Below are 12,743 nucleotides of genomic sequence, written 5' to 3' on the forward strand. Positions count from 1 at the left end.
GTCACGGATCAAATAACAAAAATGCCGCTTCAGAGAAGCGGCAAATCGAATTTATCGATACCACTAGACAAACTATTACTTAGGGAAATTGGTGTGGTGCGCGCCCTTCATCGACTATGCGAGGTCAGCTTTGCAAATGGTGATGCGAGGCTGACCCCAGGTGCTTGATTTTTGGCGCTGGCTTTTTTCTCGACCGGTCGCGCCTCATCTAAACGTTCATCCGCTTCACCTTGCATCAAACTTGCAGCACCCGGATTGCGCCCCATTGCTACCCCAACAGCCAGCATATCAATAACCAACAAATGCAAAATTCGACTGACCATTGGCAAATGTGTCGTCACATCTTCCACGTGATCGACTATCAATGCCACATCCGCTTTACGAATCAGAGGGGAATGACTCGCAGCAATTGCAATAATCTTAGCACCGCGTTCACGTACTTTTTCCGCGACTTCCAATAACTCCGGCAAACGTCCGCTGCTGCTACTGATGACCACAACATCTTTTTCGCTCAGTACGCTCGCCGATAGCAATTGCAAGCGAGAATCAGTGTGCGCAATGCTTGGAATCCCCAATCTCAGAAACTTAAATTGCGCATCCTGCGCGACGACGCCATAGTGTCCAATGGCATAAAACTCAAGCTTATTGGCACGCCCAATCAATTCTATCGCGCGTTCAATCATGTCACGATTTAATTGACTACGCACTTGTAAGATCGATGATGCTGTATTGCCCAGAACCTTCGCTCCCAACTCCAATGCTGAATCATCATCCGTGACCTGGATATGCGTCACAGGTACAGTGCCGGTCAAGCCAGATGCCAAACGCAGTTTAAAATCGGACAAACCTTCGCAGCCGAGCGATCGGCAAAAGCGTATCACCGTGGGCTGACTCACATCAGCGGCACGAGCAATATCAGCAATTGGGTCATTCACGACCGCCCGTGCATGCGCCAAAACATGGTCTGCCACCCGCAATTCCGCTGGAGATAAATCCGCGCGAATCCGACGAATCTGTCCAAGAATAGCTGAGCCTGGCTCAGCGCTCAGAGTCTTAAGTTGTGCATCCAAAATCGCAGCGGCGCCAATGAAGGTTGCATGCTCGGCAGTAATCACAAAGGTGGGAATCGCTGAAACATATCGACTAAATCGACCCTTTTGCTCAAAACGAGTACGGAAACTTGAGCGCGCAAAGTAGTCACCTAATCGCGGTACGATCCCACCGCCAATATAAATACCTCCCATCGCACCAAGTGTCACCGCCAAATTCGCAGCAGCGGTGCCCAATAAAGCACAAAACACATCAAGGGCATCAATACATTGCTGATCATTGCACTCCAATGCATGTTGAGTAATTTCTGGCGCACTTAATTCACGGGGTGTCTGATTTGCATGCTCTGCAAGCGCTCGATAAATCAATTCTAGACCCGGTCCTGAAACCAATCTTTCAAATGACACGTGTTCAAAGTGCTTCCAAACGTAGCGCAAGATCACGATTTCACGTTCATCGCGGGGTGCGAAACTGGTATGTCCACCTTCCGAACCTAAAGAGATCCAACCATCCCCAGAAGGAATCAAACCAGACGTTCCCAATCCACTACCGGGTCCCAATAAACCAATCACACTATGTTTGCGTGCCTCGCCTTGCCCGATTTGCTGGACGTCTTGGGCGCCCAAACGCGGCAGCGCCATCGCTAAGGCGGTAAAGTCATTCACGATCAATAAGGTGTCGAAGCCCAATTTTTGACGCATATCCTCAATTGAAAACTGCCAATGATAATTCGTCATACTGACCAAATCACCATCAACTGGGTTCGCAATTGCCACCGCAGCATGTTCAATCTGCACCCCCGACAAGCTTTCGAGATAGGCTTTCACCGCAGAGTAAAAGTCAGGGTAATCCGCGCATAACAAAGAACGCACTTGTTGAAAATCACCTTTGCTGACTTCCAAGGCGAAACGCGCATAGGTGCCGCCAATATCGGCCAATAAATGGGGCGTTGCATGTTGCAAAACTTGTGGTTTGGGCGCTTGCATAGTCGTCATAAGAAAACTCTAAGGAAAGAAGGAACTCGCTGCCAATTTTCGATCAGGGCACCCGAATTTTCGCTGGCAGTGCGGCACGAGTGATCATCTCAACAAGCATGCTTCCATTGTAGTCTGACTAGAAGGACATTGGAAATATGCAAATTGAATTCTGGATAAATCACCTAAGCTCAGGACAAAAACATAAACTCATGTAACTAGACTACAGAACACTTCACTCCTTTATTACAAAACATACCAAACTAGACTGTTTGCAGCGCTCTTTTTATCACTATTTTCAGAATGGAAGATAACGATGCCCATCAAGATAGCACCACTTTCATATTGCTATCGCCGTCTTCATAGACAAGATTTACGCTTCTTATCTAGTTATTTGTACAATTTTCATGCACATTCCAAAACTACATACCGTGTATGAACACCTATTTCGAATTTGGAAAACGACACTTTCCCATTTTTTCCGGCAATCCTGAAAAAAGTAATTGCATGAATTATGTAGTTTTGCTACATTCACCTCAATATATCACGCTTATTTTTTACGCTCGTTGGATAAAACAAAAATTCTTAGCTAATTGAAATTGCTGACTGGAATCGCAATGAATGCCTTGAATGACTTCCCATCGTTTCGCGCAAAATCATGACAGGAATAATTTGTAATGGATATTGTCTCATCCTCAACATCACGAAACACCTCTCCATATCCATGGCTAGTCGCAGATATAGGTGGCAGTAATGCCCGTTTTGGTTGGGTTGCAGGCCCTAATCAAGGTGTTGAACACGTTCAAACCTTGGCCGTACATGAGTTCGCAACACCCATCGCGGCCAGCCAAACATATTTAGCGAACCTCCATGCGAAATTAGGGGAAGAGTTCAAAACACCGCATTGCGCAGCATTTGCTGTAGCAACTGCGGTTGGTCAAGACCAAATTAGCTTTACGAATAGCCATTGGAGTTTCTCCCAAGCTGCTGTGAAATCCGCCTTAAAACTCGATCAGTTCTTAGTATTAAATGACTTCGAAGCACTCGCCTTATCACTACCCTGCTTGAGTCCGGAGCAAATCCGCGCCCATGATCGCCTTCCTGAACAGAGCGGCACTCTCGCTGTCGTCGGACCCGGCACTGGTCTTGGGGTAGGCTCAGTGATACAAACCCGCCATGGTTGGATAGCGATACCAGGCGAAGGTGGACATGCCACACTTGCGGCAACGGATGACTTTGAATCCCATGTATTAAGCAATGCACGCTGCGAGTTTCCTCATGTTTCCGCAGAGCGACTTTTATCAGGAATTGGACTTCCGGTTTTGTATCGGGCAGTTGCGAAAACGATGGGGGATCTTCCCCAAGACTTCAGCACGGAACGTATAGTTGAGCTGGGTTTATCAGGTGACAATTTGGTGTGCGTTAAAACACTGGACTGCTTTTGCGCATTACTCGGCAGTTTTTGCGGCAACATCGCACTAACTGTTGGAGCGCGAAGCGGTGTCTATATTGGCGGTGGAATCGTCCCGCGCCTGGGCGATTTTTTCTTTCATTCACGATTCCGAGAAAAATTTGAGGCGAAAGGTCGTTTTCACGCCTACCTCCAAGACATTCCCACTGCATTGATTATTGATACATTGGCTGCTTTAAGTGGTGCAGCTTTTGCTATCGAACAGAGTGAAGCTTAGCCCTATGCAGCGCCGTTTGACTCCTCCTATCATCACTTTACGAAGCGCGAGACTAGCCCCACTATGTCGCGCGCTCGGCGGCGCTGTATTTTTTTTTGCTTTGCTTTTTCTCGCAGAGATAAGTCAAGCAATTCCGAGCTCATCGCATCCATCGCCTAGCTATCAAGTTCGCCACCTAGAGCCGTCATCTTGGTGGATAGGAATGAAAAACCCTACGTTACAACTGATGGTACATGGAAAGAATATCGCAGACCTTACGCCCGAAATTCGCTATCCCGGGGTCACGATTCGTCAAGTTCATCGAAGTGACAATCGAAATTATTTGTTTATCGACTTGCATATTGGCTCGAATGCAAAGGCAGGTGAACTGCAGATTCTATTCAAGCAAAGCAACAACTCCAAGCGAATTCTAGCCACGCAAACTTTCAATTTGCAGCAGCGCCGTACAGGGTCAGCTCAACGTCAAGGATTCAGCAATCGTGATGCAATTTATTTGATCGTGCCGGATCGATTTGCTAATGGTGATCCTCGCAACGACAGTGTTAATGGCTACAGCGATAAACTTGCACGTGATATTCCTGGTGGTCGCCACGGTGGTGATATCGCAGGTATCGCAGCACACCTAGAATATATTGCTGGACTCGGCTTCACGATGTTGTGGCCGACACCCATGCTAGAAAACGCTCAGCCGATTAATTCTTATCACGGCTATGCGGCAACCGATTTTTATCAAATTGATCCTCGTTTCGGTAGCAATCAAAGCTATCGCGAGCTAGTTGCGCTAGCCAGAAAAAAGAATATTGGTATGGTTCAGGACGTCGTGTTAAACCATATCGGATCAAATCATTGGTGGATGAAAGATCTACCTAGTAAGGACTGGCTGAATTCGGATGGAAAATATACCGAAACCAATCACATCCGTAGCACGATTCAAGATACCCATGCAGCAAAATCTGACTTGAATCAATTTGCAGATGGATGGTTTGTGAAGACGATGCCCGATCTGAATCAACGGAATCCTTTTCTTGCCAATTACTTGATACAGAATGCCGTTTGGTGGATAGAGTACGCAGATCTCGCCGGCTTACGTGTCGATACCTACTCGTACTCAAATAAAGAGTTTCTAGCACGCTGGTCAGCCCGCATCATGCAGGAATATCCTAACATGACTATTGTTGGTGAAGAATGGAGCATGAATCCCAATGTCGTCGCCTATTGGCAACGGGGTAATGAAAACCGCGACGGCTATCGCTCAGCAATGCCGAGCATGATGGATTTTCCGGTCTATCAAGCATTGCATACAAGCCTAGTCGGCGACGCCATTAAGCCAGCGGACATGATGACCATGTATGAGACTATCGCCAATGACTTTATCTATCCACATCCTGAACAATTGACGATTTTTGAGGGAAACCATGATACCCCTCGCATTTTTTCTGCACTGAATGAAGATCTCGCCCTCAATAAATTGGCGATGGTCATGCTCGCGACTTTGCGTGGCATTCCACAAATGTTTTATGGTGCAGAGATTTTGATGACGAGCCCAAAGCAGCGTGATGATGGCAAGGTTCGCGGTGACTTTCCGGGCGGCTGGTCTGACGATGAAGTGAATGCATTCATCGGCACCAATCTCACTCCAGCACAATCTGAGATGCAGACATTCACACGTCGCCTATTTAATTGGCGCAAGCAGCAGTCGGCACTGCACGGAGGCAAGCTCCTGCACTTCATCCCCCAAGACAACTGCTATGTTTACTTCCGTTTCGATGGACGACAAAAGATCATGATCGTAATCAATCGTAATGAGAAAGAAGTCGCACTGCAAACGGAGCGCTTCCGCGAAATCATTCAAGACGCCCAAAGTGCCAACAATATTCTCCTAGATCAAACAATTCAGCTCGAACCCATCATGCGGGTGCAAGGTAAATCAGCCCTGATTCTCGAGTTGTTTTCACTCCCCCCAATGAACGTACGAGGACAATAATGAAACATCTTATCTTTTCACTCCTTCTCGGGGTCGGTGCGATTAGCGCCGTCCCAGCGGCGGCACAGACCCAATCCGAGGTAATCCATCCAGCTTGGACGAAGAACGCAACAATTTACGAAGCAAATATTCGCCAGCACTCAAAAGAAGGCAGCTTCCAAAAATTCGAGGAATATCTCCCTGAATTAAAAAAAATGGGCGTCAAAGTGATCTGGATTATGCCAATCAATCCTATCGGTGAAGTCAATCGCAAGGGCAAACTCGGTAGTTACTACGCTGTGCGCGACTATCGAGGTGTCAATCCTGAATTTGGCACACCGGCCGACTTCAAAAAATTAGTGAAGTCAATTCACGCGCAAGGGATGTATGTCATTATCGATTGGGTACCGAACCACACTGCTTGGGATCACCCTTGGGCTAAAACGCATCCCGAATATTACAAGAAAGATAAAGATGGAAAATTTGTCCCGCCAGTGCCAGATTGGGCGGACGTGATCGCACTCGACTATAGCAACAAAGCGCTTCGTACTGAAATGGTTGAAGCCATGCGCTTTTGGCTCACTGAATACAATATTGACGGGTTCCGCTGCGACGTCGCTGCCATGGTACCAACTGACTTCTGGAATGACGCGCGCAAAGAGCTCGATAAAACGAAAAAGGTATTCATGCTCGCCGAGGCGCATGAGTTCGAGCTGCAAGAGAAAGCGTTTGATATGACGTACGGTTGGCAATACAAGGATTTGTTCAACGACATCGCTCAAGGCAAAAAGTCTGTGAAGGACCTCGATGCTTATTTGAATGGTGAGGAGAAAAATTACCACCCGAATTCCTATCGCATGTTGCATATTACGAACCATGACTTAAATAGCTGGGAAGGAACTGAATTTGTTCGTCTTGGCGATGCGGTCGAAACTTTCTTGGTGCTTTCGAATGTAATGAAAGGAATGCCACTCATGTATAGCGGACAAGAAGCGGGGAACAACAAAGCGCTGAACTTCTTCGACCGTGATCCGATTGAATGGAAACCCCATCCTTTCAAAAAGTTATACACCAAGTTATTTCAGTTAAAGAAGACAAACAAGGCTTTATGGAATGGCCTGGAAGGCGGTGAAATGCAGCGCCTCAATACAGGTAACGACGATCAAGTCTTTGCGTTCTCACGTGAAAAGGCTGGACATAAAATTGTCGCTATATTTAACTTATCACCGAAAGCCCAAACTGCTGAGATCAAAGGAGTTTTAGCAAAAAATGGACTAAGTGATTTCAATACGGCTGCCAAAGCTCCCCACGGCGAGCAAGTCAAATTTGAACTGAAACCATGGGAATACAAAGTATTCGTCAAATGAAGTAAAGACGACTACGGCGCTACAAAATAGCGTCGTGAATCAAAGTAGTGAAGTCATACCAAGAATCTCAAAGAGGACTCAATCGAATCGGTAAAGTCGACCACAGTCCTTACAAAAAAAAAGCGAAATGCAATACCCATTGTTGTAAAAAGAAAGCGCCAGCCTTAAAACTGGCGTTTTTTTTGCGCTAAAACAAAGTTTCACTTCTGACCTCCTTATTTTGAACTGAGTGCACCACGAAATTTGATTTAGCTCAAGTGAGATGTTGCACTGCGCAACTAAACTGTCTTCATCAAGTTAAGGAAATTTTTATTTAAACCATTCATAACCAAGGAAAATCAAAATGAAAAAGCTCGTTTTAGCACTCTCTTTAGCAGCAGTTGGTTTTGTCAGCGCAGAAGCAATGGCACAAGAAAGCCCATGGTTGGTGCGTGGCCGCGTAGTCAATATCAGCCCAGCAAATGGTTCAGATCCAGTTGGTGGAACAGGCGCGTCTGATCGTATTACTGTCAGCAAAAAAACAATCCCAGAATTCGACATTAGCTATTTCTTTTCACCCAATGTTTCTGCTGAATTGATTTTGACCTATCCACAAAAACATGATGTTTATTTGGACGGTGCAAATATCGGTACGTTCAAGCATTTGCCACCTACTTTGTCTGCACAATATCGCTTCGCACCAAACGCCGACATCAATCCGTATTTAGGTTTGGGCGTGAACTACACAAACATTTCAAAAGTCAATTTGTTAGCTGGTAAAGGTGGATTGGAAAGCAGTAGTTTCGGTTTATCTTTCCAAGCGGGCGTGGACTTTAAACTCGATAAAAACTGGTCTTTGAATTTAGACGTGAAGAAAGTACAGATCCGTAGCGATGTGAATATTGCTGGTGCAAAAGTCAGTGCTGTTAAAGTTGATCCAGTATTGGTTGCAATTGGTATTGGCTATCGCTTCTAAGCAAGTGAGTTTGTAAGCGAAACACCTAAGTGTTTACCATTGTTTTGTGTGAGTTTTGCTGAAAGCGATCTCACCGACAATTTGAGCCATCATGCCTTACGGTCTGATGGCTTTTTTTATGCGACTGGAATTGAATGCACCTAGCTGTAGGATCGGAAGTGCATGGAAATTAAATTCTGAAAGAAGATTATTCGATTTCCGACAGTTCTTCGATCAAAACACTTGCACGTCGGCGAATCGATTTCGTCATGTACCGCACGCTTTGATTTCGCATGTTTTGCTGACTGTCTACATGCTGAGCACAGCTTAAAAAGCACACCTAACACCAGTTCAGCTTTTCTTAGAACGGCTTGATCGATTCTTCTTGGTCAAACTCGCTTGCTCGCTCATTTCCGTTACCTGCTTAGGACTTGGCTTTGACTTATTTTTCCCTTTTGAAAGGGACTGCGTCTTGCCGCCGCCCTTCGCGTGCGACTCCTTATTCTCAAGCGATGCAGTTGCTTGCATCGCGCTTTTCGAATTGGGTTCTTGTATCGTTTTTTTCCGACGCGCACTTGAAGATTTCTTTGAGATGCTGTGTTGAATTGGCTCAGTATCCTCTACTTGCTGCGTTAAAGAAAGCGGGCCAGGTAACGCACTTGTTTTTTCCTCTGATCGATCTGTCGACACCATCGCTGCTGGTATGACAGGTTCGAGCATCATCTCTGATTTGCCCTCAAGTGCGACGGATGTGATTGTTAAGTTTTTTGTTTGCAATGCTTGGTCCAACACCTCTATCCAATGAACGACTGGTTTGCTGGTTCCACTGGCCAAATGTAATTGACATGCCATATTGGCGCTGACAATGCGATCAGGATTCGCTGCGAGCAAATTGCTAAGTTTATTATCACGCAAACGCCGTGCGAGATCCGATTGCAATATCGAATAGGTACCCGCGGAGCCGCAGCACAAATGACTGTCTTGGCAGCTCTGCAATACGACCCCGAGTTGATGAAAAATCGATTCAACTTTTCCTTTAATCGCTTGTCCATGCTGTAGGCTACACGGAGCATGCCAAACTATCGATTCAGTCAAACGTGCCTGGAATTGAAGACGCTGATTGGAGAATTGGATGAGTAAAAATTCACTCAAATCGAGCGTCATCTCACTTATTTTTTTTGCTTTGCTAGCGTAAACATCGTCGTGTGCGAGTAAATTCCCATAATCTTTCACCATAACACCACATCCCGATGCCGTCATGAGTATGTGACTTATCGACTCCTCCTGTACGGTCTCATTACCAATCAATGGCCACCACGCGTCAATGTTTCTTCGGGCATTTTCTCGCGCGGTGTCGATATCACTTAAGTGTAAACGGATGGCACCACAACAACCCGCCTCTGGGACGACCCGACTTTGAATTTGAAAACGGTCTAATACACGTGCAGTCGCCGCATTTATATTCGGTGCAAGACTGCCTTGAACACAGCCATCCAATAAAATCACTTGTTTCGTATGCTTCGTTTCTGGGTAAGAGGTCTTTACTTCTCGCACCGGAATTTTTTTACTTAAGCGCTCTGGCAACACAACTTGAAGCTGGCGTCCCCAACTTAATGCATGCTGAAACAGTCTAGGGTTACTTAATCCCGTCTTGAGAACCGCCCGTACAATCTTCTGGGTCCACTTGCGACCAACTTTCTTCTCAACTATTTCCCTGCCTATCTCTAGGAGGCGTCCGTACTTCACACCCGAAGGACAGGTCGTTTCACAGCTGCGACAGGTCAAGCATCGGTCTAAATGGGTTTGGGTTCGCTGAGTTGGAGTTTGCCCTTCTAATACCTGCTTGATTAAATAAATCCGTCCCCTTGGCCCATCTAATTCATCACCTAATAGCTGGTAGGTTGGGCAAGTAGCATTACACATTCCACAATGAACACATTGACGCAGAATTTGTTCGGCCTCTTGACCAGCGAGTTTATCTTGGAATTCTTGGCTTATTTTGGTTTGCATAATCAGGTCATGTCCAATTCAACAATCGGAAAATAATTGGCCGCGATTGAAAATTCCGTTAGGATCAAACGCGTGCTTGATCCGCAAATGTACTTTCTGGAGAGCCGTCTCCATAGGTTCAAACACGGGCTGTTGGTGATTGGCATACCGAAATTGCGTCACATGTCCTCCCACATTTTTGACCCGCTCTCGAATCGTATCGATAGACTCGTGTGTCCATACCCATCTTTGTGCTCCCCCCCATTCGATCAAAGTCTTAGCACGCGTTGGAATAGATGGGGCAGTCGAAGGCATCGACAGTCGCAGCAACGCGAGGCCCTCTTCCGCCATAAAAAAATGGTGTTGTTGCTCGCGTATCTGTAACCAGAAAGCATCTGCCAAATCAAACTCTATGCCACCAAGACGGTGTCGAGCATATCTCAAGGCGGACTCGGAACCTGAAAGACGCAAGACCAAGCGTCCAGCGTGAAAAACGCTCCCAGTAATCGGCAATGCTTGCGCTGCCCATCGATTCAATTGGCGCAATGCATCAGGCTCAGACATAGCGAATACCAAGCTAGTCTCACGTTGGGGACGTGGCATCACTTTCAATGTGATATCCAAAATTAATCCGAGAACGCCGAGCGATCCAACCAAGAGTCGCGATACATCAAACCCGGCTACGTTTTTCATTACCTGCCCACCAAATTTCAAGCACTCCCCTTGAGCGTTCATCATCGTGATTCCTAGAACAAAATCACGCACAGCGCCACCGTACGCTCGACGTGGACCAGAGAACCCCGCGGCAAGCATTCCACCAACCGTCGCGTTCTCTCCAAAATGCGGCGGTTCAAAGGCTAGCATCTGACCTCGCTCTTGCAATACTTTTTCGACCTCAATCAAAGGTGTTCCAGCTCGCACTGTGATATATAACTCAGTCGGTTCATAAGCGATGACTCCTGAATAGAGTCGGGTATCAAGAACCTCACCATAAACCGGCTTGCCATACCACTGCTTACTTCCGCTACCCTGAATTCGCAAAGGCGAAGATTCCTTATTGGCTTGCAAAATTTGCTCTCGGAAAGCTTGTAAGACTGAATTCATACTTGGATCATTTCAAATCAAAAGACGCCATTAGAATCTCGGTAGCTCAGGGAATCGAGTCAATCCTGCGCGAACGTGCATACGCCCCATCTCTGCGCAGCGATGCAAACTAGGGATAGCTTTACTTGGATTCAAAAGTTGGGCGGGATCAAACGCCTGTTTGATCGCCATAAAAGTCTGTAATTCCGCATCTGAAAACTGTACACACATCGAATCTAATTTTTCGATGCCAACACCATGCTCACCAGTAATCGTGCCACCTAATTGAACGCACAAGGCCAGAATTTCGGCACCGAAGGCTTCTGCTCGCTGAAACGCACCTTCGTGATTTGCGTCGAATAGAATGAGTGGATGTAAATTACCATCTCCAGCATGAAAAACATTGGCACAAACCATCCCGTACTTATCCTGCATTAACGCTATCGCCTCTAACACCTGTGCCAAATATTTACGAGGTATAGTGCCATCAACACAATAGTAGTCGGGGGATATCCGACCTGCGGCTGGAAACGCATTTTTTCGCCCAGACCAAATCGTCGCGCGTTCTACATCGCTGGAGGAAACCGTCAATTGACTCGCGCCCGCACGCTGCAAGACATCGCTCATGCGTAAAATTTCTTCTGCGACTTCTTCTGCGTTCCCATCAGATTCACACAATAAAATCGCAGCGGCTTGTTGGTCATAGCCAGCTTGCACAAACGGCTCAACCATTCGGATTGATGTGTTATCCATCATTTCTAAACCCGCTGGAATGATGCCTTCAGCAATGATTTGTGCAACCGCATTTCCAGCTTGGGTGACAGTCTCAAACGACGCCAGAATGACTTGAGCGATCTGCGGCTTGGGTAATAATTTCACTGTCACTTCTGTGACTATCCCCAACAAGCCCTCGGAGCCAATAAACAGACCTAACAAATCTAAACCTCGGCTATCGAGACTTTGGCTTCCTAATTCAAGAATTTCGCCATCCATCATCACGACTCGGACTCGTAATACATTGTGTGCAGTCAATCCATACTTGAGGCAATGCACGCCACCCGCATTCTCTGCCACATTCCCGCCTATACTACAGGCCAATTGCGATGAAGGATCAGGAGCATAATATAGGCCGACATGGGCCGCCGAATCTGAAATGGCGAGATTGCGCACGCCAGGTTGAACGTGCGCCACGCGACCAACTGGGTCCAGTGCTAGGATTTTGTTGAGTCTTGCCGTTGATAATACGATTGCGTCAAGCACTGGTGTTGCCCCACCAGACAATCCTGTTCCCGCACCGCGAGGCACGACTGCAATTTGAAATTGACGGCACAGCGCCAAGATGGTGATGATCTGCGATTCGCTTTCAGGAATCACTACGGCCAAAGGAAGTTGTTTATAGGTGCTGAGTGAGTCACATTCATACGGCCGCAATTCCTCTTCATCCGACAATACGCAATGTTGCGGCAGCCCCTTTTTTAGGGCGAGAATGAACGCTTGATGTCGGGTTTGTCTCGTCATTCCATTCCTCAATTTTGCGCCAATTTCAGCAAGCTCATTGAGTGTAGCTTGTGTCTGAGATTTTAGGATAGAGAATCTCTTAAACCATAAAAAAAAGACGCCACTGCGTCTTTTTTTGTCCATGCTTAAGTGCTGTCACTACATTCAAACAATTTAGATAAATTACTCTCCGCCTTT

At 46.5% G+C, this 12,743-nt stretch carries 8 protein-coding genes; 4 read left to right on the plus strand and 4 right to left on the minus strand.

The features are described from left to right. Positions 1–107: 107 nt before the first annotated feature. A complete protein-coding gene (locus KDM90_RS05400) occupies positions 108–2,045 on the minus strand; it encodes a glucokinase (RefSeq protein WP_230409627.1) in 1,938 nt (645 codons plus the stop codon). Positions 2,046–2,701: 656 nt separating this feature from the next. On the opposite strand from KDM90_RS05400, the gene glk reads away from it, so the two are divergent. From glk to KDM90_RS05420, 4 genes are all read left to right on the plus strand, one after another. After that, the gene (gene glk / locus KDM90_RS05405) at positions 2,702–3,712 is read left to right on the plus strand and encodes a glucokinase (RefSeq protein ID WP_212674590.1); all 1,011 of its coding nucleotides are present in this window, start codon (positions 2,702–2,704) and stop codon (positions 3,710–3,712) included. A 4-nt stretch (positions 3,713–3,716) separates the two neighbouring features. Then, positions 3,717–5,696 carry a glycoside hydrolase family 13 protein gene (locus KDM90_RS05410; RefSeq protein WP_268977734.1) on the plus strand — a complete coding sequence of 660 codons (1,980 nt, stop codon included), beginning with the start codon at positions 3,717–3,719 and terminating at the stop codon, positions 5,694–5,696. Further along, complete coding sequence (locus KDM90_RS05415; RefSeq protein WP_212674592.1) at positions 5,696–7,042, plus strand: alpha-amylase family glycosyl hydrolase; 1,347 nt, start codon at positions 5,696–5,698, stop codon at positions 7,040–7,042. Before KDM90_RS05410 ends, KDM90_RS05415 begins: the two co-directional genes overlap by 1 nt. 343 nt (positions 7,043–7,385) lie before the next feature. Next, complete coding sequence (locus KDM90_RS05420; protein ID WP_212674593.1) at positions 7,386–7,997, plus strand: OmpW/AlkL family protein; 612 nt, start codon at positions 7,386–7,388, stop codon at positions 7,995–7,997. A 330-nt stretch (positions 7,998–8,327) separates the two neighbouring features. Here KDM90_RS05420 and glcF read toward each other — a convergent pair whose 3' ends face one another. From glcF to KDM90_RS05435, 3 genes are read right to left on the minus strand one after another with little or no spacing between them, the layout of a single operon-like run. Beyond that, positions 8,328–9,986 carry a glycolate oxidase subunit GlcF gene (glcF, locus tag KDM90_RS05425; protein WP_212674594.1) on the minus strand — a complete coding sequence of 553 codons (1,659 nt, stop codon included), beginning with the start codon at positions 9,984–9,986 and terminating at the stop codon, positions 8,328–8,330. A gap of 18 nt (positions 9,987–10,004) precedes the next feature. Further along, positions 10,005–11,069 carry a glycolate oxidase subunit GlcE gene (gene glcE, locus KDM90_RS05430; RefSeq protein WP_212674595.1) on the minus strand — a complete coding sequence of 355 codons (1,065 nt, stop codon included), beginning with the start codon at positions 11,067–11,069 and terminating at the stop codon, positions 10,005–10,007. Positions 11,070–11,099: 30 nt separating this feature from the next. After that, complete coding sequence (locus KDM90_RS05435; RefSeq protein WP_212674596.1) at positions 11,100–12,566, minus strand: FAD-linked oxidase C-terminal domain-containing protein; 1,467 nt, start codon at positions 12,564–12,566, stop codon at positions 11,100–11,102. Positions 12,567–12,743: the final 177 nt, after the last annotated feature.

Source organism: Affinundibacterium fentianense (assembly GCF_018139545.1).
Taxonomy (GTDB): Bacteria; Pseudomonadota; Gammaproteobacteria; order Burkholderiales; family Burkholderiaceae_D; genus Undibacterium; species Undibacterium fentianense.

What these genes read in the sequence shown, in the direction of transcription:
- KDM90_RS05400 (WP_230409627.1), bottom strand. Translation starts at nt 2,045, where the DNA reads ATGACGACTATGCAAGCGCCCAAACCACAAGTTTTGCAACATGCAACG.
- glk (WP_212674590.1), top strand. Translation starts at nt 2,702, where the DNA reads ATGGATATTGTCTCATCCTCAACATCACGAAACACCTCTCCATATCCA.
- KDM90_RS05410 (WP_268977734.1), top strand. Translation starts at nt 3,717, where the DNA reads ATGCAGCGCCGTTTGACTCCTCCTATCATCACTTTACGAAGCGCGAGA.
- KDM90_RS05415 (WP_212674592.1), top strand. Translation starts at nt 5,696, where the DNA reads ATGAAACATCTTATCTTTTCACTCCTTCTCGGGGTCGGTGCGATTAGC.
- KDM90_RS05420 (WP_212674593.1), top strand. Translation starts at nt 7,386, where the DNA reads ATGAAAAAGCTCGTTTTAGCACTCTCTTTAGCAGCAGTTGGTTTTGTC.
- glcF (WP_212674594.1), bottom strand. Translation starts at nt 9,986, where the DNA reads ATGCAAACCAAAATAAGCCAAGAATTCCAAGATAAACTCGCTGGTCAA.
- glcE (WP_212674595.1), bottom strand. Translation starts at nt 11,069, where the DNA reads ATGAATTCAGTCTTACAAGCTTTCCGAGAGCAAATTTTGCAAGCCAAT.
- KDM90_RS05435 (WP_212674596.1), bottom strand. Translation starts at nt 12,566, where the DNA reads ATGACGAGACAAACCCGACATCAAGCGTTCATTCTCGCCCTAAAAAAG.